The sequence below is a fragment of the Aeromonas sp. s2 genome (assembly GCF_040907935.1).
Classification (GTDB): domain Bacteria; phylum Pseudomonadota; class Gammaproteobacteria; order Enterobacterales; family Aeromonadaceae; genus Aeromonas; species Aeromonas dhakensis.
On sequence record NZ_JBFOCR010000012.1, the window covers coordinates 96807 to 123199 of the forward strand.

Here is a 26393-nt window from a genome sequence, read left to right on the forward strand (position 1 = left end):
GAGTGCGCTCAGTCTGTGGCAGACTTCACAATTCTTGTTGTTACCGGTAACATGTTACCGGTAACGTGCTAAGTTAGAACCCATCGGCAGCACGTTTTTTGAAAAATGAGATAGAGGTCAAACAATGGCGGGTAAGAGCATTATCGTGATGGGTGTGTGTGGTAGCGGCAAGTCCAGCGTGGGCCTCAAGGTGGCCAGCGTGCTGGGCGCCAAGTTCATCGACGGTGATGATCTGCACCCCAGGGCCAACATCCAGAAGATGGCCGGTGGCAACCCCCTCAACGACGAGGATCGCGCCCCCTGGCTGGAGCGGATCCGTGACGCGGCCTACAGCCTGGAGCAGAAGAACGAGGTGGGTGTCATCGTCTGCTCGGCCCTCAAGAAGCAGTATCGCGACCAGATCCGCGAGGGCAACGAGTCGGTCAGCTTCCTCTTCCTCGACGGCAGCCAGCCGCTGATCCTCGAGCGGATGCGGGCCCGCAAGGGCCACTTCATGCGCGAAAGCATGGTACAAAGTCAGTTCGATACCCTGGAGCGCCCGGACGGCGAAGCCGGTGTATTCCACATCGATATCGACGGCACCTTCGAACAGGTGGTTGATCGCGCCGTCACCGCATTGGAGCAAGCCCAATGATCCATCAGGTTATTTCCAGCGTCACCGCCCGCATTCGCGAGCGCAGTGCCGCCCGTCGCCAGGCCTTCCTGGCCCGCATCCAGCGTCAGGCCGATCAGGGCAAGACCCGAGCCGCGCTGGCCTGTGGCAACCTGGCCCACGCCGTGGCCGCCTCCAGCTGTGACGAGAAGGGGCGCATCCTCGACATGACCCGCGCCAACGTCGGCATCGTCACCGCCTACAACGACATGCTGAGCGCCCATCAGCCCTATCAGGGCTATCCGGACATCATCAAGGCCGCGCTGGCCGAGCTCGGCCACAGCGCCCAGGTGGCCGGCGGCGTGCCCGCCATGTGCGACGGCGTGACCCAGGGGCAGCCGGGGATGGATATGTCCCTGTTTTCGCGCGATCTGATCGCCCAGGCAACCGCGCTGTCGCTCTCCCACAACACCTTCGATGCCACCCTGCTGCTCGGCATCTGCGACAAGATAGCGCCAGGCCAGATCATGGGAGCGCTCTCCCACGCTCATCTGCCCACCGCCTTCGTGCCGGCCGGCCCGATGGCGAGCGGCATCAGCAACGACGAGAAGGTGAAGGTGCGCCAGCAGTACGCCGCCGGCGAAGTGGGTCGTGATGCCCTGCTCAAGATGGAGTGCGGCGCCTACCACGCGGCGGGTACCTGCACCTTCTACGGCACCGCCAACACCAACCAGCTGGTGTTCGAGGCCATGGGCCTGATGCTGCCGGGCTCCGCCTTCGTACACCCGCATAGCGAGCTGCGCCGCGCCCTCACCGAGGAGGCGGCCCGCCGCATCAGCGCCATGATCCCCGGCTCCCCGGCCTATCGCCCCCTGAGTGCGGTGATTGACGAGCGCTCGCTGGTCAACGGGCTGGTGGCCCTGCTCGCCTCCGGCGGCAGCACCAACCACAGCATCCACATGGTGGCGCTGGCCCGCGCCGCCGGTCTGGTGCTGACCTGGGACGACATCAGCGATCTCTCCGACGTGGTGCCGCTGCTGGTACGCATGTACCCGAACGGCCCGGCCGACGTGAACGCCTTCGAGCAGGCGGGTGGCGTGCCCGGCCTGATGCGCCGGCTGGCGCAAGAGGGGCTGATCCACCTGGATGCCACCCCGGTCTTCGGCGAGATGCAGGATTACCTCAGCCGCCCGGTACTGGCGGATGGCAAGCTGGTATGGCAGCCGGTGGGCGAGAGCGGCGATGCGAGTGTATTGTCGCCTTCCGGTAGCGTATTCCAGGCCACCGGCGGCACCAAGCTGCTCTCCGGCAATCTGGGCCGCGCCGTGGTCAAGGTCTCCGCCGTCGCCCCCGAATATCGGGTTATTGAAGCACCGGCCCGGGTCTTCTCCTCCCAGCATGCGGTGGAAGCGGCCTACAAGGCGGGGGATCTCAATCAGGACGCCGTCATCGTGGTGCGTCACAATGGCCCGGCCGCCAACGGCATGCCGGAGCTGCACAAGCTGATGCCGGTGCTCGGCAACCTGCAAAAAGCCGGTCACAAGGTGGCGCTGGTCACCGATGGTCGCCTCTCCGGCGCCTCCGGCAAGATCCCGGCCGCCATCCACGTCACCCCGGAAGCGCTGCACGGCGGGGCCATCGGCCTGCTTGCCGATGGCGACCTGCTGCGGGTGGATGCGGTAACCGGCAGCCTCGACTGCCTGACCGATTTGAGCGGCCGTACCCAGGCCGAGATCGACCTCACTCTGGAACAAGAGGGGTGGGGCCGTGAACTGTTCAGCGTGATGCGTCGCGCGGTATCGAGCGCCGAGTGTGGCGCCACCATCTTTGACTAAGGAAGAGCTATGCAGAACTGGAAAGTGACCCCGGCCGAGGTGTTTGCCGCCTCCCCGCTGGTACCCGTGATGGTCATCAATGAGCTGGAGCAGGCCCTGCCGATGGCCAAGGCGCTGCTGGCCGGCGGCATCTCGGTGTTCGAGATTACCCTGCGCACCCCGGTAGCGCTGGAGGCCATCGCCCTCATCGCCAAGGCGATGCCGGACGCCATGGTCGGTGCCGGTACCGTGCTCAACTGCGCGCAGTTTGATGCCGCCGTGGCCGCCGGTGCCCGCTTCGTCATCTCCCCGGGGATGACCCCGGCCCTGCTGGCCCACGCGGCCAACAGCACGGCACCGCTGATCCCGGGCGTGGCCACCCCGTCCGAGGTGATGCAGGCGCTGGAAGCGGGCTACGACCACCTCAAATTCTTCCCGGCCGAGGCTAACGGCGGCACCAAGGCGCTGGCCGCCATCGCCGCGCCGCTGCCCCAGGTGAAATTCTGTCCCACCGGCGGTATCGGCCCGAAAAACGTGGCCGACTACCTGGCGCTCAAGTGCGTCGCCACAGTCGGCGGCTCCTGGATGCTGCCGGCAGAGGCCGTCAAGAACGGTAACTGGGAAGAGGTGACCCGCCTCTCCCGCGAAGCCGTCGCCCTGGTCGCATCCTGATTTGACGCCGGCGTGAGCCGGACCTTCCGTTTGCCAAGCAAGCAGGCCACCCTCGGGTGGCCTGCTCGTTATGGCTGCATGGCGGGGATCTGCGTCGTCAGCCCAGGCTGTCCCCCTCGTACAGGGAGAAGCCCATGTCGAGCCGGGTGTCGGCCAGCGGCTGGCCGTTGAGGCGGGCCAGCAGCATGGTGGCGGCCGCACGGCCGATCTCCTTGCGCGGCGTGACGATACTGGCCAGCTTGGGGGTCATGGCGTGGCCGATGTCGAGGGCGTTGCTGCCGGCGATGGCGATCTGCTGGGGGACGGGTATCCACTTGGCCTGACACTGCAGCAGGGCACCCACCGCCAGGTCATCGTTGGTGCAGAACAGGCCGTCCAGATCGGGATAGCGTACCAGCGCCTGCTCCAGCAGCTGGCCGCCTAGGGTGAAGCTGGAAGATTGCTCGGTCAGCAGGTGCTGGCCGCTCAGGCCGAAATCCTGCATTGCCTGGTAGTAGCCCTCCATCCGCAGCTGGGTGCGCACGTCGAGCCGTGCGCCCAGATAGACCAGCTTGCGTCGGCCCCGGCGCAGCATCTCTGTTACCATGGCCCGGGCGGCTGCCCGGTGATCCATGCCGACCACCATGTCGATGGGGCTCTGCGGCAGATCCATGGTCTCCACCACCGGGATGCCGGCGGTGGCGATCATCTTGCGGGTGCGCTCGGTGTGCTGGCTGTCGGAGAGGATCAACCCATCCACGTGATAGGAGAGCAGGGAGGCGACCTGCTCCTCTTCCCGCTCAGGGCTGTAGCCGTAGTGAGCCAGCAGGGTCTGGTAACCGGCGGGCCGGGTCACCGACTCGATGCCGTGCACCACGGCGGAGAAGACCTGGTTGGAGAGGGAGGGGATCAGGATGCCGATCGCCTTGCTGGTGGCGTTGGAGAGAATGTCCGGCGCCCGGTTGGGGATGTAGCCGAGATCCTCCACCGCGGCGGCGATCCGCTCGCGGGTGCCCTCGGCCACGGCTTGCGGGTCGCGCAGGTAGCGGCTGACGGTCATCTTGGTGACCCCGGTCAGGTCGGCTATGTCCTGCAGGGTGGGGCGGCGCTTGCGGGTATCGTTCATCTCTGGATCCGGGACAAATGTTACGTGTAACATTACCGTTTTTTTGTAACAAAGTCAGCATATGACGCCGTCAACAAGGGGAATCTCAGGATGATCAAGGCCAAGTGCTTTGAGGGGGTGCGCTTCGAGCAGCAGGACCTGGCCGGGGAGCAGTTTCAGGGATGCCGCTTCATCGGCTGCAACTTCTCCAGGCTAGATCTCGGCGAGAGCCGTTTCGTCGACTGCAGCTTCTACGATCGGGAGAGCGAGCAGAACTGTTTGCTGCAGGGCTGCAATCTGCGCGAGGCGAGTTTTCTGCGCTGCGATCTCACCATGGCCGACTTCAGTCACAGCCAGTGCCTCGGGCTCGAGCTGCGCGACTGCCAGGCGATGGGGATCAACTTCTCCCGCGCCAGCTTTGCCAACCAGATCACCGTCAAGAGCTACTTCTGCGAAGCCCATCTCACCGGCAACAACTTCAGCTACGCCAACTTTGAAGGCTGTCTGCTGGAAAAATGCGAATTGAGCGGCAATCGCTGGCAGGGGGCCAACCTGTTCGGCGCCTCGCTGGCGGGCTCGGATCTCAGCGGCTCCGAATTCGGCCAACTGGACTGGAGCCGCATCAACCTGCAGGGCTGCGATCTGCGTCAGTGCGATCTGCCCGGGCTGGATCTGCGGCGGGTCAATCTGCACGGGGTGCAGATCAACGAAGATCAGCAGCAGGCCTTGCTGGAGCAGATAGGGCTGGTCGTCTTCCCTTGAACAGCCTGAAAAAGAGGTAATTTTTCACCAAAGGTGGCGCGTCGCCGCGCGCTGCCGGAGGGATGACAGCCTGCGCAAGGCAGGCTGTCGGGGGAGGAGGCAAGTCGGCGTCAGCGCTTGGCCAGCCACTTGGTGGGGTTGATGGCCTCGCCCTGGTAGCGAATTTCGAAGTAGAGACCGGGTCTGTCCTGGCCGCCACTGTCACCGACCAGCGCCACCGGTTCACCCTGTTCCACGTTCTGGCCCACCTGGCGCAGCAGCGACTGGTTGTGACCGTAGAGGCTCATGTAGCCGCGACCGTGATCGATCACCAGCAGCATGCCGAAGCCGTCCAGCCAGTCGGCATAGACCACCTGGCCCGGTGCCACCGCCTTGACCTGGGTCCCTTCGCTGGCGCCGATCAGGGTGCCCTTCCACTTCAGCTCGGCGGTGCGTGGCGAGCCGTAGGCGATGAGGATCGGCCCCTGCACCGGCCAGCGCAGGCTGCCATTGGTCTTGAGGCCACTGTAGTAACCGGCGCTGCTGATGCCTGAGCCCCGCTCAGGCTTGCTGGTGGTGCTCTCCCGGCTGGCGGTCTGCTGCTGGGCCGCCTTGCTCTGCTGGGCTGCAAGGCGTTCCTGTTCGGCGCGGCGCTGTTCGGCCAGCTTGCGTTGCCGCTCCTGTTCCGCCTTCAGCTTGGCAAGGCGCTCCCGCTCGCGGCGCTCCTGCTCTTCCCGCTGGCGGCGCAGCTCTTCCAGCCGGGCCTTCAGCGCTTTCTCCGCCTTGACCAGCTTGGTCAGCTTCTGTTCGTCATCCTGTACCGACTGCTGCAGCTGGTTGCGCACCTTGGCACGGCTCTGCTGGCTGGCCAGCAGACTTTGATGGTGTTGCTGCTGTTCGGTGAGCAGGGATTGCAGCCGGCTTTCGGTCTCTTTGGTGGCCTGCTGGTTTTTGGCCAGCTTGGTGCGGGTGGCCCGCAGGGCTTCGATGGCCTCGATGCGTGCCTTGTTGAGGTAGTCGTAGTAGTCGAGGGAACGGCTCAGTTTGGCCGGATCCTGCTGATTGAGCAGCAGTTTGAGGTAATCGTGGTTGCCGGCGGTAAAGGCGCTCTCCGCCTGTTTGGCCAGCAACTGCTTCTGGCGGCTGGCCTGCTGCTCCAGATCCAGCTTGTCCTGTTGCAGCCCCACCAGCTTCTGCTGGTTCTCTCTGAGCTGCTGTCTGGTCTGGTCGAGCTTGGCGGCGGCGGCCGAGATGGCCTGCTCATCGGCCTTGAGCTGGGTGTTGAGCTTGGCCAGCTCCTGTTTGCTGAGCTTGATGGTCTGCTGCTGTTCCTTGATCTGGGACTGCATGGCGCCCAGCTGCTGGTTGGCAGCCCAGGCCTTGCCCGGCCCGAACGACAGACAAAAAAACAGCGCGCCGGCCAACAGGCCGACGCGACTGGTTTTGGTTGAAATCACTTCGCATCCCCGCATGGGGAAGGATTATTTCAGAATCATCAGGGGCTTGCCAGTCATTTCCGGCGGCACCGGCAGACCCATAAGAGTCAGCATGGTGGGGGCCAGATCGGACAGTTTGCCGCCTTCCAGCACCTCGGCCTTGCGACCGAAGTAGATGAGTGGAACCGGCAGATTGGTGTGGGCGGTATGGGCCTGACCAGTCTCTTCGTCCATCATCTTCTCGGCGTTGCCGTGGTCGGCGGTGATCAGGCACTCGCCACCCACTTCAGCCAGGGCCTCGGTGACGCGACCGATGCAGTGGTCAACGGCTTCACAGGCTTTGACGGCCGCATCGAACACGCCGGTGTGGCCAACCATGTCGCCATTCGGGTAGTTGCAGATGATGACGTCGTACTTGCCGCTCTTGATGGCGCCGACCAGCTTGTCGGTCAGCTCTTCGGAGCTCATTTCCGGCTGCAGGTCATAGGTGGCCACTTTCGGGCTGGCGACGATCTCGCGATCTTCGCCAGTGAAGCAGGCCTCTTCGCCGCCGTTGAAGAAGAAGGTGACGTGAGCGTACTTCTCGGTCTCGGAGATGCGCAGCTGGGTTTTGCCCTGCTTGGCCAGCCATTCACCCAGGGTGTTGACCAGAGCGGTCGGCGGGTAGGCACAGGCGGTTTTGATGTCGGCCGCGTACTCGGTCAACATCACGAAGTTCAGCGCTGGGGTGGCGGTGCGGGCGAAGCCGGTGAAGTCGCTGTCGACGAAGGCGCGGGTGATCTCGCGGGCGCGGTCGGCACGGAAGTTCATGAAGATCAGCGCGTCCCCATCCTGCATGGGGGCGGCTTCGCCGATACGGGTCGCCTTGACGAACTCGTCGTTCTCGTCGCGAGCGTAGGCGGCAGCCAGGGCTTCGCTGGCGCTGTCGGCGGTGAACTCGCCCTTGCCCTGGGTCATCAGGTCATAGGCTTGCTGTACGCGATCCCAGCGGTTGTCACGGTCCATGGCGTAGTAACGGCCGATCATGGAGGCAAAACGACCCTTGCCCAGACGGGCGAACAGGGCGTCGAACAGCTCGATGGAGGACTGGGCGGAACGCGGCGGTACGTCGCGGCCATCCAGGAAGGCGTGGAAGTAGATCTGCTCGGCGCCACGCTTGGCGGCCATCTCGATCATGCCCATGATGTGCTCTTCGTGGCTGTGTACGCCACCCGGGGACATCAGGCCCATGATGTGCACGGCTTTGCCCTTGCTCACGGCAGTGTCAACAGCCTTGGCCAGCTCGACGTTCTCGAAGAAGGGGCCGTCCTGGATGTCTTTGGAGATGCGGGTCAGTTCCTGATAGACGATGCGACCTGCGCCAATGTTGACGTGGCCCACTTCGGAGTTCCCCATCTGACCGTCCGGCAGACCCACGTCCAGGCCGGAGCCGGAGATCAGGGTGCTGGTGTAGTCACGGGCGAGACGGTCGAGGTTGGGAGTCTTGGCGGCAGCGACGGCGTTGTGCTCTTGCTTGGTGCTGTAGCCCCAACCGTCCATGATGACCAGAACCAAAGGTTTCTTAGCTGTTGACATAAGGCTATGTCCTCTCGGATAGGAATGAATTGCGGGAAGTGAAACTAGCGTAATATTACTACATCTGCCGAAATAGTCACCTGATAGCCAAGCCCCGTCCGACGGGGCCCGCACCCTGTTGCCGAGCTGTTTCTCCTTTGTCGCCGGCTTGTCGCATGGCACGACGAATCCTCGGTCAGGCCTGCCAGATACCGCTTTTTATGTTGCTGTCGCATCCCGTATCCAGCCGATGGGAGCCCGCTCCCGCTTTGCCGCCAAGATGGCTGATCTTGGCTGGGTCCCCATGTATACTCGGGCACTTGTCTTGGTCCCTGGATAGTAGAAGATGCAAGAGTATTTGGATTTTGCGGCCCGCAACCCGCTGCTGACCGCAGCCTGGTTCGGCCTGGCGGGCACTCTGGTTTACACCACGGTGCGTGCCCGTTTTTCTCCGGTCAAGTCGGTGAACAACCACACCGCCACCCTGCTGATCAACCGTGAAAACGCCACCGTGGTGGACATTCGCAGTCAGGAAGAGTTTGCCAAGGGCCATCTGGCCGGTGCCCAGCACCTGCCGCTCAGCCAGATCCAGAGCAATAACCTGGGCCCGGTTGAAAAGCATAAAGATGCCCCCATCATAGTGGTGTGCGAGTCGGGGATGACCGCTGGTGGCGCGGGTCGCCAACTGAGCAAAGCCGGCTTCAAGCAGGTGTATGTGCTCAGCGGTGGCATGGCCCAGTGGCGTGCAGAAAATCTGCCGGTGACCAAAAAACGCTGATTTAAGGGCCTGCGCCCACCTATTTTCATAAAAAGGAATCAAACAAAATGGCTGAAGAGATCAACAACCAGGAAGTACAACCGGAATTCCACATCCAGCGCGTCTACACCAAGGACGTCTCCTTCGAAGCGCCGAACACTCCGCACATCTTCCAGAAAGAGTGGCAGCCGGACGTCAAGCTGGACATGGACACCAAGACCAACATCCTGGCTGACAGCGTCTATGAAGTGGTGCTGACCCTGACCGTCACCTGCAAGCTGGAAACCGAGACTGCCTTCCTGTGTGAAGTTCAGCAGGCCGGTATCTTCACCATCGGCAACCTGCCGGAGCCGCAACTGGCCCACTGCCTGGCTGCCTTCTGCCCGAACATCCTGTTCCCGTATGCCCGTGAAGCGGTGGCCAACCTGGTGAGCAAGGGTTCCTTCCCGCAGCTGAACCTGGCACCGGTCAACTTCGATGCCCTGTTTGCCCAGCACATGGCACAGGCTCAGGCCCAGCAGGCGACTGCGGAAGCCTGATAATGGCCGACCAGATCGCTATCTCGGTCTTGGGGGCGGGGTCTTATGGCTCCGCCCTTGCCATTTCTCTGGCGCGCAACGGTCATCCGACCCTGCTGTGGGGTCACGACCCTGCCCATGTCGCCGAGCTGGAACAGGACCGCTGCAACAAGGCATTCTTGCCGGATGTCCCCTTTCCCGCCGATCTGCAGCTGACCGCGGATCTGCAACAGGCGGTGCAAGCCGCCCCCGTACTGCTGCTGGTCGTGCCGAGCCATGTGTTCGGCCAGGTACTGGCCCGGGTCAAACCCTTCCTGCGCCCCGATACCCGTATCGCCTGGGCCACCAAGGGGCTGGAGCCGGACAGCGGCCGCCTGTTGCAGGACGTGGCCCGCGAAGTGCTGGGTGACGAGATGCCGCTGGCGGTCATCTCCGGCCCTACCTTCGCCAAGGAGCTGGCCGCCGGTTTGCCGACCGCCATCTCGGTGGCCTCGACCCACGACGATTTCGCTGACGATCTCTCCCTGCTGCTGCACTGTGGCCGTTCGTTCCGGGTCTATACCAATCCGGACTTCATCGGTCTGCAGCTGGGCGGGGCGGTCAAGAACGTCATCGCCATCGGTGCCGGTCTCTCCGACGGGCTGGGTTTTGGCGCCAACGCCAGGACCGCGCTCATCACCCGTGGCCTGGTAGAGATGCAGCGCCTCGGCGCCGCGCTCGGGGCCGACACCAAGACCTTCATGGGGATGGCGGGGCTCGGGGATCTGGTGCTGACCTGTACCGACAACCAGTCGCGCAACCGTCGCTTCGGTCTGGCCCTCGGGGCCGGCAAGGATGTGAACACCGCCATGACCGAGATCGGCCAGGTGGTGGAAGGCTATCGCAACACCAAGGAGGTGCATCTGCTGGCGGCCCGCTGTGGCGTCGAGATGCCCATCTGCGAGCAGATCTTCAAGGTGCTGTACGAAGGCAAGAATCCGAAAGAGGCGGCCATCGCCCTGCTGTCGCGAGACAAGAAGGACGAATAATCCGCCCCCGTCGCAGAATGCAAAAGGCCCCGCCAGCTGGCGGGGCCTTTTCTTTGCAACATGTCTTTACCACAAGGGTAGCAAATCAGTAGTAGGAGTGATCGCCGCGCTGGTGCTCGGTGGCATCCTTGACGCCGTTGAGCTCGCCCGGGAACTTCTCCAGCAGCTGCTTCTCGATCCCCTCTTTCAGGGTGTAATCGACCATGGAGCAACCGTTGCAACCACCGCCGAACTGCAGGATGGCCAGCTTGTCCTCGGTCAGTTCGACTAGGGTGACCTTGCCGCCGTGACCGGCCAGCATGGGGTTCACCTCGGACATCAACACGTACTCGATACGGTCGATCAGCGGGGCGTCGTCGGCCACTTTGCGCATCTTGGCGTTCGGGGCTTTCAGGGTGAGCTGGGAGCCCATCTGATCGGTGACGAAGTCGATGGTGGCATCCACCAGGAAGGGGGCGCTCAAGGGATCGACCATGCAGTCGAAGCCGCTGAAGGGCAGGTGCTGATCTTCCGGATCGACCGCGTCGGGTGGGCAGTATGATACGCCGCACTCGGCATTCTGGGTTCCCGGATTGACCACAAACACCCGGATATTGGTGCCGTCAGGCTGCTTTTCCAGCAATTTACGGAAATGGGCCTGGGCGGTGTCGGAAATGCTGATCATCACTATCCTCATAAACCTGAGTGTACGACTAGGGTATTCATGATAACTCTGTTGGCAGGGCTTGGGTAGCGTGCCGTTGGCTACTTGAGGTGCTTGAGGGTGCGACAGATAGCCCACACTTCCACCTTTGTGACTCCGCTCTCATGAAGCAGACGGGTGAGGTGGCCGGCGGTGGCGCCCGTGGTGACCACGTCATCGAGCAGCGCCACGTGCTGATAATCATGGGGGCAGATCAGGAAGGCGCCGCGCAGGTTGCGCCGCCGCTGGCCCGCACTTAATTTGGTCTGCTGCGGGGTTGCCCTGACCCGGCGCAGCAGCCGATTATCGCAGGGGATGCCGGTCAGCTCGCCGAGGGCGCGGGCTATCTCTTCTGCTTGGTTGAAGCCACGCCACCACTGGCGCCACCAGTGCAGGGGGACCGGAATGATGGCCTGTGGCGGCTCGCGGCAATCCAGATGATCCGCCAGCACCCTGGCGAGCAGCGGGGCCAGCAGGATCTGGCCGGAATACTTCAGCCGTGGGATCAGCATGGGGTAGGGTGGCCGGTAGTCACCTATGACCTGCAGTCGCTCCCAGGGCGGCGGCCTGCGCTGGCAGCGACCGCAGATTGGCTCACGCGCTTCATCCAGTGCCGGCAAGGGGGCAGCACACAAGCGGCAGCTGTGGTCAGCCTGCAGCAGGGCCTGTCGACACCAGCTGCACAATAGGGGATCAACATCGCAAGGTTGCTGGCAGAGCAGGCAACTGCCCTGCCAGTCGGCATGACTGCCGAGGATCGGACTTGCTTTGGCGAGCAGCCGCTTTAACATGCTGACCCCAACAGAGTGAACAGGATCTAGAGTCTAGATGAGCGTATCGGTAGAGCGGTTTGGTCAGGGGCCCGATCTGGTGCTGTTGCACGGATGGGGGATGAATGGCGCGGTCTGGCACGGCATTGTGCCGGCCCTGGCGGCTCGCTATCGCGTCCATCTGGTGGATCTGCCAGGCTTTGGCAACAGCCCGCTGGTGGGTGAGGCCGAGTACAGTCTGCCCTGGCTGGCGGAACAAGTTGCTGCCATCCTGCCGGAGCAGTGCCATTTGTTGGGTTGGTCCCTCGGTGGTCTGGTGGCCAGCCAATTGGCCTTGAACCATCCCGAGCGACTGCACTCCTTGATCACGGTGGCCAGTTCCCCCTGTTTCATGGCCCGCGACGAGTGGCCGGGGATCGCCCCCAAGGTGCTGACCGGGTTCAACCAGATGTTGGCGGGGGACTTCAAGCAGACCATTGAACGCTTCCTGGCGATCCAGGCCATGGGCAGCGAACACGCCAGAGACGACATCCGTCAGCTGCGCCACTGGCTGGCGGAGCGTCCTGCTCCACAGCTGGCCGCGCTGGAGGCGGGTCTCGGTTTGCTGGCCGATGTCGATCTGCGCGATGAGCTGGTGCAGTTGAACCTGCCCTGGCTGCGGGTCTACGGCCGGCTGGATTCGCTGGTGCCCAAAGCCTCCATTCCTCTGCTGGACGAGCGCTACCCGGCCAGCCGCAGTGTGGTGCTGGAAAAGGCCTCACACGCGCCCTTTATTTCTCATCCACAGCAGTTCATTGAAATCATTGAACATTTTGTAGGTTGAAAAATAGCCAATTTGCTTCATTAATCCTCTGGGGTGACGGATAATTAATCCAGTGTCAGAGGAGAATTGTCATGCGTATAGATTCTGCATTGAACAGCGGTGTACAGGGGTTCCAGCGTGCGGAGCAGATCGCCGACAAGGCATCCAATCAGATCGCCAGGCTCAACACCCCGAGCGGTGACAAGGTGCAGTTGCCCGAGGAACTGGTGAACCTCAAGAGTGCCGAGGTGCAGGCCGGTGCCTCCGCCAAGGTGATCCAGACCGCCAGCGACATGATGGGAACCCTGATCGACATCCGGGTGTGACATGAACATCAATGTCAGTCTGCCAACCATCATTCCCAACCAGCTGCAACCGCAGACGGAATCGGCACGTACTGACAATCGCCGCGCAGCCCTCATCCCCCAGAGCCGCCAGACCGAGGCCTTCAATGCCGAGCCCGAGGTCGGCTCCCAGAAAGACAAATCCAGATCCACTCAGGCCAACGCCAATCAGACCTCCCAGCAGGCACGGGAGGGCTCCCAGACCGGCAACCCGCAGGCTGCCGTCGACAACCGTTTCGTCGAGGCCACCGGTGAAGACGGCCAGCGCAACAAGCAGCAGGATCCCAAACAACAAGAACAGCAGCAGAAACAGGAGCTGCAGGTCAAGGAGCTGGCAGACAGGGATCAGGAGGTGCGAACCCACGAGCAGGCTCATCAGAGCACTGGCGGTCAGTATGCCGGCAGCCCGACCTACCAGTTTGCCATGGGGCCGGATGGCAAGCGCTATGCCACCGGTGGCGGCGTTTCCATTGACATCAGCGTCATTCCCGGCGACCCCAGGGCCACCATCGCCAAGATGCAGCAGGTTCGTGCCGCCGCACTGGCGCCGGCACAACCCTCCTCCCAGGACCTGAGTGTGGCAAGGAGTGCCGCGGCCAAGGAGGCGCAGGCCCGCAAGGCGCTGATCTCTGCCGATCCGGACTCCACCTTGAAGGCCGATGGCAGTGCCAAGACCGGGGTGTTGAATGGCTACATGGAGCAGCGCAACCAGGTCATTGCCCAGCGCTATCAGCAGGCGGTCAAGCCAGCGACTCCGCAGAGCTTCAACCTGAGCGTCTGAGCCTGGCAATTCCCCCTGTTTTTCCCCCGCACGCGACTATTTGCAACTACTCTGAGGGGTAATCCCATCCACACTCACAGGAGTCGTCATGCACTTTGATGAAGTCAAACCGGAAGATTTTGCCACCTTCTCCCGTGTCCCTCCGCCGCACCTCCAGATGGAGCAGTTTTTGATGCAGCTCGGTGGGGGCGGTACCGAAGGCACCCATTTCAAGAAAAAGGTGATGCTGGCGGCAGGGTGGAGTCATACCGGCGTCGTCTCTTATGGCAAATATCCACAAGAGGCCTGCAAGGCATTCAACCGGCTGCGAGAGGTGCTGGCGGCCCATCAGGAGGCCGACGCCATTCTGAGCGCACTGGCCGAGTGAAGCGGCTGCACCACCGGCACAAAAAAGCCCCTCGCGGGGCTTTTTGCATTCTGGGGCTTATTTCTTCAGTTTGGAGAGAGCGGCGGCGAAGGCGTTGCCCATGGCGCCGTCGGTCGGGGTGCTCTGACGGGGGGCCTGTTTCGACTTGGCGTTGTTACCGGTGTGACGCGGCTCGGCCGGTTTGCGCACCGGCTGGCCGGCTTTTTCATCCAGACGCATGGTCAGACTGATGCGTTTGCGCGGTACGTCCACCTCCAGCACTTTCACCCGGACGATGTCGCCGGCCTTGACCACCTCGCGGGGATCCTTGACGAAGCGATCGGTCAGGGAGGAGATGTGCACCAGCCCGTCCTGATGGACGCCGATGTCGACGAAGGCGCCGAAGTTGGTGACGTTGGTGACCACCCCTTCCAGCACCATCTCGGGCACCAGATCGCTGATTTTCTCCACCCCTTCCTTGAAGGTGGCGGTCTTGAACTCGGGGCGTGGGTCACGGCCCGGCTTGTCCAGCTCGCCGATGATGTCGGTGACGGTGGGCACGCCAAACTGCTCGTCCGTGTAGTCGGCGGGTTTGAGGGTGCGCAGCAGGCTGCTGTTGCCTAGCAGGCTGTCCACGGTCTGCTCCAGTTTGGCGAGGATCCGCTCCACCACTGGGTAGGATTCCGGGTGTACCGCCGAGCCATCCAGCGGGTTGCTGCCGCCACGAATACGCAGGAAGCCGGCACACTGCTCAAATGCCTTGGGACCGAGCCGGCTCACCTTCAGCAGTTGCTGGCGGTGCTGGAAGGCGCCGTGTTCGTCGCGGTAGGCGACTATGTTCTGGGCCAGGGTCTGGGAGAGGCCGGAGACCCGGTTCAGCAGGGCGACCGAGGCGGTATTCACATCCACCCCCACCGCGTTCACGCAATCCTCGACCACCGCATCGAGCCGGCGGGCCAGCTGGCTCTGGCCGACGTCGTGCTGGTACTGGCCGACGCCGATGCTCTTGGGATCGATCTTGACCAGCTCGGCCAGCGGATCCTGCAGGCGGCGGGCGATGGAGACGGCGCCGCGCAGGGAGACGTCCAGATCCGGGAATTCCTGGGAGGCAAGCTCGGAAGCGGAGTAGACCGAGGCCCCAGCCTCGCTCACCACGATTTTCTGGGCTTTGGCGGCCGGGTAGCGCTCGAACAGGTCGCTCACCAGGCGGTCGGTCTCCCGTGAGGCAGTACCGTTGCCGATGCTGATGAGTTCAACCTTGTGCTTCTGGCACAGCTCGCTCAGGGTCTTGAGGCTCTGGTCAATCTGGCGCTTGGGTTCGAACGGATAGATGGTCGCGGTATCGACCAGCTTGCCGGTGGCATCCACCACGGCCACTTTGACCCCGGTGCGGATGCCGGGATCCAGCCCCATGGTGCAGCGCATGCCGGCCGGTGCCGCCATCAGCAGATCCTTGAGGTTCATGGCGAACACCTTGATCGCCTCCTCTTCCGCCGACTCGCGGATGCGGCCAATGAGCTCGGTCTCCATCTGCAGGGAGAGCTTGATCTTCCAGGTCCAGCTCACCACCCCCTGCAGCCACTTGTCGGCCGGGCGACTCTGCAGGTTCAGTCTGAGGTGATGGGCGATGATCCCCTCGCAGGGGCTGGCGCTCTCGTCGTCACCGGTGACCAGCGCCAGGTTGAGGATCCCCTCGTTGCGGCCGCGCAGCATGGCCAGCACCCGGTGGGAGGGGGCCTTGTGCAGCGGCTCGTCGTGCTCGAAGTAGTCCTTGAATTTGGCCCCTTCCTGCTCCTTGCCTGCCACCACGCGGGCGCGCAGGGTGGCGTTTTGCCACACATAGTCCCGCAGCTTCTCAAGGAGATCCGCCTGCTCGACGAAGCGCTCCATCAGGATGTAGCGAGCACCGTCGAGGGCGGCCTTGCTGTCGCTGATCCCCTGCTCGGCATTGAGGAAGCGGGCCGCCTCCTGCTCGGGATCTTTCATCGGGTCGCTCAGCAGCAGGTCGGCCAATGGCTCCAGCCCCGCCTCGATGGCCATCTGCCCCTTGGTGCGGCGCTTGGGTTTGTAGGGGAGGTAGAGATCTTCCAGCCGGGTCTTGCTGTCGGCCTCGTTCAGCTCGCGGGCCAGCTCGGGGGTCAGCTTGCCCTGCTCTTCGATGGAGCGCAGGATCACCTGGCGGCGATCCGCCAGTTCGCGCAGGTAACCGAGCCGGCTCTCCAGGGTACGCAGCTGGCTGTCGTCCAGACCGCCAGTCACCTCTTTGCGGTAACGAGCGATGAAGGGGACTGTGGCGCCTTCGTCCAGCAGGCGAACGGCGGCCTGTACCTGTTCCGGGCGGGCATTCAGCTCACCGGCAATCTGATGTTCTATTACGTGGCTTTGCATCGAGGGTCTCTGTAGTCGGGTCCAGAACAACGGGCTGGCGCGAGGGCGATGTCGCCGGGCAAGAGGCTGTCAGGGCGGTACTCAAGGCGCCGGGTGTGAGCACTATATGGGGTCGGACTGCGGGATGCCAGCCCTGGTAGAGAGGGCTGTGTCCGCCCTGGATGAGAGGCGGAGCAAACCCATGCTGGCTGTGGTAGCCGGTTGGCAGGGCAGGGGGCTGTGGCGTGACAGCGGCTTATTTGGGATAGCTGATCTCATTGATGTACCAGCAGGCGTCACCGACTGGCGTACGCACTATGGCCTCGTCACCCACCTCTTTCTTGAGCAGGGCGCGGGCCATGGGGGAGTCGATGGAGATGTAATCCTTGCGCTCGAAGATCTCGTCATAGCCGACGATGCGAAAACGCTTGGTCTCTCCCTCCTCGTTTTCCACCTCGACCCAGGCGCCGAAGAAGACCTTGCCCTCCTGGGCGGGGGAGTAGTCGACGATCCCCAGCTCCTCGAGGCACTTGCGCAGGTAACGGACCCGCCGATCGATCTCCCGCAGCCGCTTCTTGTTGTACTGGTAATCCGCATTCTCGCTGCGATCGCCGAGACTGGCCGCCCAGGCCACTTTGCGGGTGGTCTCGGGGCGCTCCTCGCGCCAGAGGAAATCGAGCTCCTGCTTGAGCTTGTTGTAGCCTTCACGGGTGATCAACTTGGTCTTCATGGAGGGTCCCTGTGTCGATGGGGCGGATGAGCCTCTTATGGCTCGACAGATCTTATCCGCTGTCGCCTTGCTGTCGAGCAAAAACTGGCGGGCCAGATGACGTTGGGGGCAGGGGAAAAGTGGCGTCATGCCGGCAGCACGGGCAATAACCGGTAACATATTTATGCTTTGCCGTTACGAGTCCGGGCTCTAGTATTGGCAGCATATCGAGAGGAGAGGCAAGCAATGAGTCAGCAATACAAGGTTCTGGTCGTCGACGATGATTTGAAATTACGTTCCCTGCTGGAGCGCTACCTGACCGAACAGGGGTTCGTGGTTCGGGGCGTCGCCAATGGCGAACAGGCCGACCGCCTGCTGACCCGAGAGAACTTCAGCCTGATGGTGCTCGACCTGATGCTGCCGGGGGAAGACGGCCTCTCCATCTGTCGCCGCCTGCGCGAGGCTGGCAACCAGATCCCGGTGCTGATGTTGACCGCCAAGGGGGATGAGGTGGACCGCATCGTCGGCCTCGAGATGGGAGCCGATGATTACCTGCCCAAGCCGTTCAACCCTCGTGAGCTGCTGGCCCGGATCCGCGCCGTGTTGCGCCGCCACACCGTCGAGTTGCCGGGTGCCCCCTCTACCGCCGAGAAGGTGGTGAGCTTTGGCAGCTACCAGCTCAACCTGGCGACCCGTGAGTTGAGTCGCGATGGCGATCCGGTGGCTCTGACCAGTGGGGAGTTCGCCGTGCTCAAGGTGCTGGTGAGCCATCCGCGCGAGCCTCTCTCCCGCGACAAGCTGATGAACCTGGCCCGCGGTCGCGAATATACCGCCACCGAGCGCAGCATCGATGTGCAGGTTTCCCGCCTGCGCCGCCTGCTGGAGCAGGACCCGGCGCAGCCCCGTTATCTGCAGACCGTCTGGGGTCTGGGCTATGTGTTCGTGCCGGACGGTGACGGCGAATGAAGAAAGTGAGCAGCATGTTCTCCCGCATGCTCTGGTTTTTGGCCGCCGTGCTGGTGGTCTATCAGTTTGTCTCCTATGCCACCTTCTACAACTATCTGCTGGCGCCGACCGTCAAGCAGATCAGCCACCTGCTGGCCAATCAGGTCAAGCTCATCTTCCCGGTCGAGAGCAACCAGCTGGCGCTCAGTGAAGATGCCGAGGCGCTGGTCTACGTGGCGACCGGCAGCGACATCTATACCCAGACCGAGGCGGAGCAGCACGGGCTCAAGGAGTCCAAGCCCTACACCTATCTGGAAGAGAGCATCAGTCGCGAGCTGGGGGGAAAGACCAAGGTGCGGGTCGAGATCCAGGACCACTACATCATCTGGATCCAGCCGCCCCAGGCCAACAAGGTGTGGGTGCGCATCCCGCTGACCGAGATCGAGGATGACGACATCGAGCCGCTGATCCTCTACATGAGCGTGCTGCTGGTGGTGACCCTGTTCGCGGCCTGGCGCTTTGCCCGCCAGCTGGTGCGGCCGCTGGAGGAGCTGGAGGCGGGGGCCGTGGCGGTTGCCCGCGGCAACTTCCCCGATGCGCTGGGGGAGCAGGGCTCGCGGGAGGTGCGCCGGCTGACCCGCACCTTCAACCACATGTCGAGCTCCATCAAGAACCTTATCGAAGAGCGAAACATGATGATGGCGGGCGTTTCCCACGATCTGCGTACGCCGCTGACCCGTATCCGGCTGGCGACCGAGATGATGTCCTCAGGGGATGAGTATCTCAAGGAGAGCATCAACGCGGACATCGACGAATCGAACGGCATCATCGACCAGTTCATCGACTACATTCGCCCGGACGAGGGGCTGGATACCCAGCTGGTGGACCTGACCCAGCTGATCCACGATGTGCTGCTGGTGCAGACCGACCAGGGGCTGGAGGTGGAGCTCGAGCTGCCAGCCGAGGCGGTGCGGGTCGCCTGCAACCCCATCAGTATCCGGCGCATCCTCAACAACCTGTCGGGCAATTCGTTGCGCTACGGGGCGAGCCGGCTGCAGGCCGAGCTCAAGGATGACGGTCACTGGGTCCGGCTGCGCTTGTCGGATGACGGCCCCGGCATTCCGGAACAGGATTACTACCGGGTACTCAAGCCCTTCACCCAGGGCAACGAGGCGCGTACCGGCAGCGGCAGTGGGCTGGGGCTGGCCATCGTCGCCAAGATCGTCTCCCAGCATCACGGCACCATCAGGCTGGGGCGTGCCGAGCAGGGGGGCTTGCTGGTGGAGATCCGGCTGCCCAAGAACCAGCCGCTGGAGTGGATTGATTGAACGAAGGGCGCATCCGTGGATGCGCCCTTCTGCATTGTCAGGCCTGCGGCTCGGTTGCCTTGCGGTAACGCTTGCCGTATTTCAGCTGCTGGATCAGCAGGGCCGCCACGATCAGCGCCAACCCGATGGGGGTGGCCGGGTGGATGGTCTCGCCGATCAACAGGTTGAGCAGCACCAGCGAGGCAAACGGCGAGATGAAGATTAGATTGCTGATGGGGGCCGTGTTGGTGGCGTGGCGTAGCGCCATCAGCCAGAGCACGAAGCCGAAGCCCATCTCGAACAGCCCGACATAGATGGCGCCGGCCCACCCCTGCCAGGCGTTCATGGCAAAATCGGAGAGCAGCCAGGTCGCCGCGACGATGAAGGGCAGGCTGATGATGAAGCCGAGCAGCAGGCTGACGATGGGATCTCCCTGATTGCGGGTGTTGAGGATCCAGTAGCCGGCCCAGATGAGGGTCGACACCAGCGCTAGCGTCACGCCGAGGGGGCTGTCGAACTGCAGACCGAACACATCCCCCCTGGTCGCGATCACCAGAGCACCGAAGTAGCCCAGCACGATGGCCACCCCGTCGCGGCGGCGCAGCTTCTGGCCGAGGAAGGGGACGGCCAGCAGACTGAGGGTGATGGCCCAGGTGTAGTTGAGGGTCTGCGCCTGTTGGGCGGGCAGCAGATCATACGCCTTGAACAGCAGCAGGTAATAGAGGAAGGGGTTGAGCACCCCCAGCGCCAGATAGTAGAGGGGGCGGCCCTTGATGTAGCTGAGCAGCAGCGGCAGCTTGCCCTGACAGGCCACGATCCCCCCCAGCGTCAGGGTCGAGGTGCAGGCCGCGACCAGCAACAGCTGCACCGGCTCGAAGTAGGTGAGAGAGATCTTGAAGGCGCTGGCCACCGTCGACCAGAGGGCGACGGCGCAGAGGCCATATTGATAGGCTTTTTTCTGATCTTTGAGCATGAGAAATCGTTCCGGTGATCAAGGCTGTGGCACAGTCTACCAGCCTGTTTGCAACATTGTCGTTACCCGCGCCGGGCGGGGGATCATGTGATGGCGGCAGAGATCCATCCGTCACATAAAATTGTGCACATTCTGTTCGCCCTCCCTTGCGCAAATTGAAAAAATCCGTATAATCCCCTCCGCTTACCCATGAGGTAAGCCAGACGATATGTCTGCTTGCTGAGTTTTTCGCTTGCGAAGGCCAGCCATACAGTCTCCCCGATATGGGGAGAAACGTGAAAAATCACACCTCTGGCGGGAGTAATCTCGGTCGGGCGGTGTTGATTTATGTTCTTTTATCTATTGGAGCTCTGTCAATGCAGAACCAAAGAATCCGTATCCGCCTGAAGGCTTTTGATCATCGCCTGATCGATCAATCCACTGCGGAAATCGTTGAAACTGCTAAGCGCACTGGCGCGCAGGTTCGCGGTCCTATCCCGCTGCCGACTCGCAAAGAGCGTTTCACCGTTCTGATCTCCCCGCACGTCAACAAAGACGCGCGTGATCAGTACGAGATCCGCACTCACAAGCGTCTGGTAGACATCGTTGAGCCGACTGACAAGACCGTAGACGCTCTGATGCGTCTGGATCTGGCAGCTGGTGTAGACGTCCAGATCAGCCTGGGTTAATTACGGAAAGAGGTTGATAACAATGACAATCGGTCTTGTAGGTCGCAAAGTGGGTATGACTCGCATCTTCACTGAAGATGGCGTTTCTATCCCCGTGACTGTTATCGAAGTTGAAGCTAACCGTGTAACTCAGGTCAAATCTGTAGAAACCGACGGCTACAACGCTATTCAGGTTACCACTGGCTCCAAGAAAGCTAGCCGCGTAACCAAGCCGGAAGCTGGCCACTTCGCCAAAGCTGGTGTAGAAGCCGGTCGCGGTCTGTGGGAATTCCGCCTGAACAACGGTGAAACTTTCACTGTTGGTAGCGAGCTGAAAGTAGATCTTCTCGCTGACGTTAAGCTGGTAGACGTTACCGGCACATCCAAGGGTAAAGGTTTTGCCGGTACTGTTAAGCGCTGGAACTTCCGCACTCAGGATATGACCCACGGTAACTCTCTGTCCCACCGTGTACCTGGCTCCATCGGTCAAAACCAGACCCCGGGCCGTGTATTCAAGGGCAAAAAGATGGCTGGTCACATGGGTGCTGAGCGTGTAACGACTCAGAACCTGGAACTGGTTCGTGTTGACGCTGAACGCAACCTGCTGCTCATCAAAGGCGCAGTACCGGGTGCAACCAACGGCAACGTGATCGTTAAACCTGCCGTCAAAGCGTAACGTCTGAGGAGATAGTAATGGAATTGGTAATGAAAGACGCCAAGAGCGCTCTTGAAGTTTCCGAGACTACCTTCGGGCGCGAATTCAACGAAGCTCTGGTTCACCAGGTTGTCGTTGCTTATGCCGCTGGTGCCCGTCAGGGTACTCGTGCGCAGCTGACTCGCTCTGAAGTGTCTGGTGGCGGCAAAAAGCCGTGGCGTCAGAAGGGTACTGGTCGTGCCCGTGCTGGCTCCATCCGTTCGCCTATTTGGCGTTCCGGTGGTGTGACTTTTGCTGCTAAGCCGCAAGATCACAGCCAGAAAGTAAACAAGAAGATGTACCGCGGCGCTATCCGTAGCATCCTGTCCGAGCTGGTACGTCAAGAGCGCCTGATCGTTGTTGAGAAGTTCGGCATCGAAGCTCCGAAAACCAAAGAACTGATCGCCAAGCTGAAAGAAATGGAACTGTCTGACGTTCTGATCGTGACTGCTGAAGTCGATGAGAACCTGTTCCTGGCTGCTCGTAACCTGTACAAAGTTGACGTGCGTGACGTTGCCGGTATCGACCCGGTCAGCCTGATCGCTTTCGACAAGGTTCTGATGACTGCTGACGCAGTTAAGCAAATCGAGGAGATGCTGGCATGATCCGTGAAGAGCGTCTGCTGAAAGTTCTGAAGGCTCCGCACATCTCTGAAAAGAGCACCATGGTCGCAGAAAAGCAGAACACTATCGTGTTCAAAGTTGCTGTTGATGCCACCAAGGCGGAAGTCAAAGCTGCAGTTGCGAAACTGTTCGAGGTCGAAGTTGAGACCGTCCGTACCCTGAACATGAAGGGTAAGACCAAGCGCGCAGGTGCACGCGTAGGCCGTCGTTCCGATTGGAAAAAGGCTTATGTGACCCTGAAAGCTGGTCAGGACATCGACTTCATGGGCGCAGCCGAGTAAGAGGAGTTCTGAAAAATGGCAATCGTTAAGTGCAAGCCTACTTCTCCGGGCCGCCGCCACGTCGTCAAGATCGTCAACCAAGACCTGTACAAGGGCAAGCCCTTTGCAGCTCTGCTGGACAAGAAAGACAAGTCCGGTGGTCGTAACAACAACGGCCGCATCACCACCCGTCACATCGGCGGTGGTCACAAGCAACACTACCGTATCGTCGACTTCAAGCGCGACAAAGACGGTATCCCGGCTAAAGTAGAGCGCCTGGAATACGATCCGAACCGTACCGCAAACATCGCCCTGGTGCTGTATGCAGACGGTGAGCGTCGTTACATCCTGGCTCCGAAAGGCCTGAAAGCTGGTGATGCAATCGCTTCTGGTGCTGATGCCGCAATCAAGGTAGGTAACACCCTGCCGATGCGCAACATCCCGGTCGGTTCTACCGTTCACGCTGTTGAGATGAAGCCTGGTAAAGGTGCCCAGCTGGCTCGTTCCGCTGGTACTTTCATCCAGATCCTGGCTCGTGAAGGTAACTATGTAACTCTGCGTCTGCGTTCCGGCGAAGTACGTAAAGTTCTGGCCGAGTGCCGCGCCACCATCGGTGAAGTTGGTAACTCCGAGCACATGCTGCGTCAACTGGGTAAAGCCGGTGCAAACCGCTGGCGTGGTATTCGTCCGACCGTTCGCGGTATGGCGATGAACCCGGTAGACCACCCGCACGGTGGTGGTGAGGGTCGTAACAAGGGCATGCAGCCTGTGTCCCCATGGGGCCAGAAGGCTAAAGGCTTCAAGACCCGTAAGAACAAGCGTACCGACAAGTACATCGTACGTCGTCGTAACAAGTAATTGTTAACATAGAGGAATCACCATGCCACGTTCTCTCAAGAAGGGTCCATTTATCGACCTGCACTTGCTGAAGAAGGTAGAGAAAGCGGTGGAAAGCGGGGATAAAAAGCCGGTTAAGACCTGGTCCCGTCGTTCAATGATCATCCCGAACATGATCGGTTTGACCATCGCTGTCCATAATGGTCGTCAGCACGTTCCGGTTTTCGTTACCGAAGAAATGATCGGTCACAAACTGGGTGAATTCGCACCTACTCGTACTTATCGCGGCCATGCTGCTGATAAGAAGGCTAAGAAGCGCTAAGGGATAAATGATGGAAGCTATCGCTAAACACCGTTATGCCCGTACTTCTGCCCAGAAAGCTCGTCTGGTAGCCGATCAAGTACGTGGTCTGTCCGTAGACAAGGCTCTGAACATCCTGACCTTCAGCCCGAAAAAGGCTGCAGTTCTGGTGAAGAAAGTGCTGGAATCTGCCATTGCAAACGCTGAGCACAACGAAGGCGCCGACATCGACGCCCTGCGTGTTGCTACTATCATGGTCGACGAAGGTCCCTCCATGAAGCGCATCCGTCCTCGTGCCAAAGGTCGCGCGGATCGTATCCTCAAGCGTACCGCTCACATCACCGTAGTGGTATCCGACGCTAAGGCTGGGAGATAAGCAATGGGTCAGAAAGTACATCCTAATGGCATTCGCCTGGGTATTACCAAGCCTTGGAATTCTACCTGGTTCGCGAACACCAAAGACTTCGCTGACAACCTGTACAGCGATTTTCAAGTACGCCAGTTCCTGACCAAGGAACTGAAAAACGCGTCCTTGTCCAAGATCACCATCGAGCGTCCGGCCAAGAGCATCCGTGTGACCATTCACACCGCTCGTCCGGGTGTTGTGATCGGTAAGAAAGGCGAAGACGTTGAAAAACTGCGCAAAGCTGTAGCCACTATTGCTGGCGTGCCTGCTCAGATCAACATTTCCGAAGTCCGCAAGCCGGAGCTGGATGGCAAACTGGTTGCCGACAGCATCACTTCCCAGCTGGAGCGTCGCGTAATGTTCCGTCGTGCTATGAAGCGCGCCGTACAAAACGCCATGCGCCTGGGTGCCAAGGGCATCAAGGTGGAAGTTTCCGGTCGTCTGGGCGGCGCTGAAATCGCGCGTACCGAATGGTACCGTGAAGGTCGTGTGCCTCTGCACACCCTGCGTGCCGACATCGACTACGCAACTTCTGAAGCCCACACCACTTACGGTGTGATCGGCGTTAAAGTTTGGATCTTCAAGGGCGAAGTTCTGGGCGGTCTGGCTGCTGTCAACGCTGCCGCTGCTCAAGAGCAAGCTCCTGCGAAGCCCAAGCGTGACAACAAGCGCCGCGCTGCCAAGTAAGGAGATTCGGTAAATGTTGCAACCAAAGCGTACTAAATTCCGCAAGACCCACAAGGGTCGTAACCGCGGTCTGGCCAACTCTGGTAACGAAGTATCCTTCGGTACCTTTGGCCTGAAGGCGACATCCCGTGGCCAGCTGACTGCTCGTCAAATCGAAGCAGCCCGTCGTGCCATGACCCGTCACGTTAAGCGTCAGGGTAAGATCTGGATCCGTGTGTTCCCGGACAAGCCGATTACCGAAAAGCCCCTCGAAGTTCGTATGGGTAAAGGTAAGGGTAACGTGGAATACTGGGTTTGCCCGATCCAGCCTGGCAAGGTTCTGTACGAGATGGACGGTGTACCTGAGGCTCTGGCGCGTGAAGCGTTCGCCCTGGCCGCAGCCAAGCTGTCTGTTCAGACCACTTTCGTAATTAAGACGGTGATGTGATGAAAGCCCAAGATCTGCGTCAAAAGAGCGTCGAAGAACTGAACCAGGAGCTGCTGGGCCTGCTGCGCGAGCAATTCAACATGCGCATGCAAGCTTCCACCGGCCAGCTGGCTCAGACTCACACTCTGAAACAAGTGCGTCGTGACGTCGCACGTATCAAGACTGTACTGACTGAGAAGGCAGGTGCGTAATGACTGATAAAATCCGTACTCTGCAGGGTCGTGTAATCAGCGACAAGATGGACAAGTCCATCACTGTCGCCATCGAGCGCAAGGTAAAGCACCCGATCTACGGTAAGATCATCAAGCGCACTACCAAGCTGCACGTGCATGACGAAAACAACGAATGCAAAGCTGGCGACCTCGTGGAAATCCGCGAATGCCGCCCGCTGTCCAAGACCAAGTCCTGGACTCTGGTTGCCGTTGTAGAAAAGGCCTAATCGGTACTTTGTAGTCTAAACGGCCCCTTGACGGGGCCGTTTGTTTTTTAGGCTACCTTTTCTAAAAATCCTGTGTTATAGTTTCGCGCCTTTTGAAGGCAGCCAGATCCCGAGAGGGATAAGAAGTAAACAAAGCGGAGCACTAAGATGATCCAGATGCAAAGTATGCTGGGTGTTGCCGACAACTCCGGCGCTCGCAGTGTAATGTGTATTAAGGTTCTGGGTGGTTCGCACCGCCGTTACGCCGGCATCGGCGACATCATCAAAGTTTCCATCAAGGAAGCTATTCCTCGCGGTAAAGTGAAGAAAGGTGATGTGTATAACGCGGTGGTCGTACGCACCCGTAAAGGCGTTCGTCGTCCGGACGGCTCTGTCATCCGTTTCGACAACAATGCGGCTGTGTTGCTTAACAACAACCAGCAGCCGATCGGTACTCGTATTTTTGGCCCGGTGACCCGTGAACTGCGTAATGAGAAGTTCATGAAGATTGTGTCCCTGGCACCCGAAGTACTGTAAGGAGTCGAACGATGGCAGCTAAAATCCGTCGCGAAGACGAAGTGATTGTTCTTACCGGCAAAGACAAGGGCAAGCGTGGCAAAGTCACTCAAGTTCTGATTGCTAAAGGTAAGGTAATCGTGGAAGGCATCAACCAGGTGAAGAAACACCAGAAGCCGGTACCCGCACTGGGTCAGGCTGGCGGTATCGTCACCAAAGAAGCCCCCATCGATGTATCTAACGTAGCGCTGTTCAACTCTGCCACTGGCAAAGCTGACCGCGTTGGTTTCCGGATTGAAGACGGCAAAAAAGTTCGCTTCTTCAAATCCACCGGCGAACTTGTGAAGTAATTGGA

At 60.8% G+C, this 26393-nt stretch carries 34 protein-coding genes; 26 read left to right on the forward strand and 8 right to left on the reverse strand.

Annotated elements, in window-relative coordinates:
- Window positions 1-124: 124 nt before the first annotated feature.
- From AB5Y81_RS10125 to AB5Y81_RS10135, 3 genes are read left to right on the forward strand one after another with little or no spacing between them, the layout of a single operon-like run.
- Entirely contained in the window at window positions 125-634 is a 510-nt protein-coding gene (locus AB5Y81_RS10125; protein WP_005307862.1) for a gluconokinase, read from the forward strand.
- Window positions 631-2427: a phosphogluconate dehydratase gene (gene edd / locus AB5Y81_RS10130; protein WP_010635430.1), complete on the forward strand. Its 1797-nt coding sequence runs from the start codon at window positions 631-633 to the stop codon at window positions 2425-2427. The genes AB5Y81_RS10125 and edd overlap by 4 nt, the downstream gene beginning before the upstream one ends.
- Before the next feature lie 9 nt (window positions 2428-2436).
- Window positions 2437-3078, forward strand: coding sequence for a bifunctional 4-hydroxy-2-oxoglutarate aldolase/2-dehydro-3-deoxy-phosphogluconate aldolase (locus tag AB5Y81_RS10135; protein ID WP_219326819.1), 642 nt, complete (start codon window positions 2437-2439; stop codon window positions 3076-3078).
- Between the two features lie 97 nt (window positions 3079-3175).
- Here AB5Y81_RS10135 and AB5Y81_RS10140 read toward each other — a convergent pair whose 3' ends face one another.
- The gene (locus tag AB5Y81_RS10140; protein ID WP_017778598.1) at window positions 3176-4183 is read right to left on the reverse strand and encodes a substrate-binding domain-containing protein; all 1008 of its coding nucleotides are present in this window, start codon (window positions 4181-4183) and stop codon (window positions 3176-3178) included.
- Window positions 4184-4273: 90 nt separating this feature from the next.
- Between AB5Y81_RS10140 and AB5Y81_RS10145 the strand changes: the two genes are divergently transcribed.
- Window positions 4274-4924 carry a Qnr family pentapeptide repeat protein gene (locus AB5Y81_RS10145; RefSeq protein ID WP_017778597.1) on the forward strand — a complete coding sequence of 217 codons (651 nt, stop codon included), beginning with the start codon at window positions 4274-4276 and terminating at the stop codon, window positions 4922-4924.
- Between the two features lie 110 nt (window positions 4925-5034).
- Here AB5Y81_RS10145 and AB5Y81_RS10150 read toward each other — a convergent pair whose 3' ends face one another.
- Both AB5Y81_RS10150 and gpmM read right to left on the reverse strand, forming a co-directional pair.
- Window positions 5035-6375 (reverse strand): peptidoglycan DD-metalloendopeptidase family protein, encoded by a 1341-nt coding sequence (locus tag AB5Y81_RS10150; RefSeq protein ID WP_139430983.1) that lies wholly within the window; start codon window positions 6373-6375, stop codon window positions 5035-5037.
- 9 nt (window positions 6376-6384) lie between these two features.
- Entirely contained in the window at window positions 6385-7914 is a 1530-nt protein-coding gene (gpmM, locus tag AB5Y81_RS10155; protein WP_025202381.1) for a 2,3-bisphosphoglycerate-independent phosphoglycerate mutase, read from the reverse strand.
- Between the two features lie 325 nt (window positions 7915-8239).
- On the opposite strand from gpmM, the gene AB5Y81_RS10160 reads away from it, so the two are divergent.
- From AB5Y81_RS10160 to gpsA, 3 genes are read left to right on the forward strand one after another with little or no spacing between them, the layout of a single operon-like run.
- Window positions 8240-8671, forward strand: coding sequence for a rhodanese-like domain-containing protein (locus AB5Y81_RS10160; protein WP_005307875.1), 432 nt, complete (start codon window positions 8240-8242; stop codon window positions 8669-8671).
- A 47-nt stretch (window positions 8672-8718) separates the two neighbouring features.
- Window positions 8719-9189 carry a protein-export chaperone SecB gene (gene secB / locus AB5Y81_RS10165; protein ID WP_005307878.1) on the forward strand — a complete coding sequence of 157 codons (471 nt, stop codon included), beginning with the start codon at window positions 8719-8721 and terminating at the stop codon, window positions 9187-9189.
- A 2-nt stretch (window positions 9190-9191) separates the two neighbouring features.
- Window positions 9192-10196 (forward strand): NAD(P)H-dependent glycerol-3-phosphate dehydrogenase, encoded by a 1005-nt coding sequence (gene gpsA, locus AB5Y81_RS10170; protein WP_025202380.1) that lies wholly within the window; start codon window positions 9192-9194, stop codon window positions 10194-10196.
- An 85-nt stretch (window positions 10197-10281) separates the two neighbouring features.
- On the opposite strand, the gene nfuA is transcribed toward gpsA, so the two are convergent.
- Window positions 10282-10860 carry a Fe-S biogenesis protein NfuA gene (gene nfuA, locus AB5Y81_RS10175; protein WP_005307891.1) on the reverse strand — a complete coding sequence of 193 codons (579 nt, stop codon included), beginning with the start codon at window positions 10858-10860 and terminating at the stop codon, window positions 10282-10284.
- An 80-nt stretch (window positions 10861-10940) separates the two neighbouring features.
- On the reverse strand, window positions 10941-11669 hold the full coding sequence (locus AB5Y81_RS10180; RefSeq protein ID WP_279485010.1) for a ComF family protein: 729 nt from the start codon (window positions 11667-11669) through the stop codon (window positions 10941-10943).
- 37 nt (window positions 11670-11706) lie between these two features.
- Here AB5Y81_RS10180 and bioH point away from each other — a divergent pair, with 37 nt between their 5' ends.
- The 4 genes from bioH (at window position 11707) to AB5Y81_RS10200 (ending at window position 13942) form a co-directional block, all read left to right on the forward strand.
- Entirely contained in the window at window positions 11707-12471 is a 765-nt protein-coding gene (gene bioH / locus AB5Y81_RS10185; protein WP_139430981.1) for a pimeloyl-ACP methyl ester esterase BioH, read from the forward strand.
- A gap of 71 nt (window positions 12472-12542) precedes the next feature.
- Window positions 12543-12776 carry a flagellar basal body rod C-terminal domain-containing protein gene (locus AB5Y81_RS10190; protein ID WP_005307918.1) on the forward strand — a complete coding sequence of 78 codons (234 nt, stop codon included), beginning with the start codon at window positions 12543-12545 and terminating at the stop codon, window positions 12774-12776.
- Between the two features lies 1 nt (window position 12777).
- Complete coding sequence (locus tag AB5Y81_RS10195; protein WP_017778594.1) at window positions 12778-13575, forward strand: putative metalloprotease CJM1_0395 family protein; 798 nt, start codon at window positions 12778-12780, stop codon at window positions 13573-13575.
- 88 nt (window positions 13576-13663) lie between these two features.
- Window positions 13664-13942 carry a hypothetical protein gene (locus AB5Y81_RS10200; protein ID WP_005307922.1) on the forward strand — a complete coding sequence of 93 codons (279 nt, stop codon included), beginning with the start codon at window positions 13664-13666 and terminating at the stop codon, window positions 13940-13942.
- Window positions 13943-13999: 57 nt separating this feature from the next.
- Here AB5Y81_RS10200 and AB5Y81_RS10205 read toward each other — a convergent pair whose 3' ends face one another.
- Window positions 14000-16309 carry a Tex family protein gene (locus AB5Y81_RS10205; protein WP_279485008.1) on the reverse strand — a complete coding sequence of 770 codons (2310 nt, stop codon included), beginning with the start codon at window positions 16307-16309 and terminating at the stop codon, window positions 14000-14002.
- Between the two features lie 235 nt (window positions 16310-16544).
- On the reverse strand, window positions 16545-17018 hold the full coding sequence (greB, locus tag AB5Y81_RS10210; RefSeq protein ID WP_011704309.1) for a transcription elongation factor GreB: 474 nt from the start codon (window positions 17016-17018) through the stop codon (window positions 16545-16547).
- Between the two features lie 225 nt (window positions 17019-17243).
- Between greB and ompR the strand changes: the two genes are divergently transcribed.
- Window positions 17244-17963 carry a two-component system response regulator OmpR gene (gene ompR, locus AB5Y81_RS10215; RefSeq protein WP_005307934.1) on the forward strand — a complete coding sequence of 240 codons (720 nt, stop codon included), beginning with the start codon at window positions 17244-17246 and terminating at the stop codon, window positions 17961-17963.
- Window positions 17960-19270, forward strand: coding sequence for a two-component system sensor histidine kinase EnvZ (gene envZ, locus AB5Y81_RS10220; RefSeq protein ID WP_279485007.1), 1311 nt, complete (start codon window positions 17960-17962; stop codon window positions 19268-19270). The genes ompR and envZ overlap by 4 nt, the downstream gene beginning before the upstream one ends.
- 37 nt (window positions 19271-19307) lie before the next feature.
- Here envZ and AB5Y81_RS10225 read toward each other — a convergent pair whose 3' ends face one another.
- Complete coding sequence (locus AB5Y81_RS10225) at window positions 19308-20222, reverse strand: DMT family transporter (RefSeq protein ID WP_279485005.1); 915 nt, start codon at window positions 20220-20222, stop codon at window positions 19308-19310.
- A 356-nt stretch (window positions 20223-20578) separates the two neighbouring features.
- Between AB5Y81_RS10225 and rpsJ the strand changes: the two genes are divergently transcribed.
- From rpsJ to rplX, 13 genes are all read left to right on the forward strand, one after another.
- Window positions 20579-20890 carry a 30S ribosomal protein S10 gene (gene rpsJ / locus AB5Y81_RS10230; protein WP_005307944.1) on the forward strand — a complete coding sequence of 104 codons (312 nt, stop codon included), beginning with the start codon at window positions 20579-20581 and terminating at the stop codon, window positions 20888-20890.
- Between the two features lie 22 nt (window positions 20891-20912).
- Window positions 20913-21545 carry a 50S ribosomal protein L3 gene (gene rplC / locus AB5Y81_RS10235; RefSeq protein ID WP_005307947.1) on the forward strand — a complete coding sequence of 211 codons (633 nt, stop codon included), beginning with the start codon at window positions 20913-20915 and terminating at the stop codon, window positions 21543-21545.
- Window positions 21546-21562: 17 nt separating this feature from the next.
- Window positions 21563-22168, forward strand: coding sequence for a 50S ribosomal protein L4 (gene rplD / locus AB5Y81_RS10240; RefSeq protein ID WP_005307949.1), 606 nt, complete (start codon window positions 21563-21565; stop codon window positions 22166-22168).
- On the forward strand, window positions 22168-22467 hold the full coding sequence (gene rplW, locus AB5Y81_RS10245) for a 50S ribosomal protein L23 (RefSeq protein WP_342690021.1): 300 nt from the start codon (window positions 22168-22170) through the stop codon (window positions 22465-22467). The genes rplD and rplW overlap by 1 nt, the downstream gene beginning before the upstream one ends.
- A gap of 15 nt (window positions 22468-22482) precedes the next feature.
- Window positions 22483-23304 (forward strand): 50S ribosomal protein L2, encoded by an 822-nt coding sequence (rplB, locus tag AB5Y81_RS10250; RefSeq protein WP_005307957.1) that lies wholly within the window; start codon window positions 22483-22485, stop codon window positions 23302-23304.
- 22 nt (window positions 23305-23326) lie between these two features.
- Window positions 23327-23605 (forward strand): 30S ribosomal protein S19, encoded by a 279-nt coding sequence (rpsS, locus tag AB5Y81_RS10255; protein ID WP_005307960.1) that lies wholly within the window; start codon window positions 23327-23329, stop codon window positions 23603-23605.
- Window positions 23606-23615: 10 nt separating this feature from the next.
- Entirely contained in the window at window positions 23616-23960 is a 345-nt protein-coding gene (rplV, locus tag AB5Y81_RS10260) for a 50S ribosomal protein L22 (RefSeq protein WP_005319741.1), read from the forward strand.
- Between the two features lie 3 nt (window positions 23961-23963).
- Window positions 23964-24677, forward strand: coding sequence for a 30S ribosomal protein S3 (rpsC, locus tag AB5Y81_RS10265; RefSeq protein WP_005307962.1), 714 nt, complete (start codon window positions 23964-23966; stop codon window positions 24675-24677).
- Between the two features lie 13 nt (window positions 24678-24690).
- Window positions 24691-25104, forward strand: a complete 414-nt coding sequence (rplP, locus tag AB5Y81_RS10270; RefSeq protein ID WP_005307963.1) for a 50S ribosomal protein L16 — start codon at window positions 24691-24693, stop codon at window positions 25102-25104.
- Window positions 25104-25295 (forward strand): 50S ribosomal protein L29, encoded by a 192-nt coding sequence (gene rpmC, locus AB5Y81_RS10275; RefSeq protein WP_005307965.1) that lies wholly within the window; start codon window positions 25104-25106, stop codon window positions 25293-25295. The genes rplP and rpmC overlap by 1 nt, the downstream gene beginning before the upstream one ends.
- The gene (rpsQ, locus tag AB5Y81_RS10280; protein WP_005307966.1) at window positions 25295-25543 is read left to right on the forward strand and encodes a 30S ribosomal protein S17; all 249 of its coding nucleotides are present in this window, start codon (window positions 25295-25297) and stop codon (window positions 25541-25543) included. Before rpmC ends, rpsQ begins: the two co-directional genes overlap by 1 nt.
- A gap of 147 nt (window positions 25544-25690) precedes the next feature.
- Window positions 25691-26059 carry a 50S ribosomal protein L14 gene (gene rplN, locus AB5Y81_RS10285; protein ID WP_005307975.1) on the forward strand — a complete coding sequence of 123 codons (369 nt, stop codon included), beginning with the start codon at window positions 25691-25693 and terminating at the stop codon, window positions 26057-26059.
- Window positions 26060-26070: 11 nt separating this feature from the next.
- Complete coding sequence (gene rplX, locus AB5Y81_RS10290) at window positions 26071-26388, forward strand: 50S ribosomal protein L24 (protein WP_005307977.1); 318 nt, start codon at window positions 26071-26073, stop codon at window positions 26386-26388.
- Window positions 26389-26393: the final 5 nt, after the last annotated feature.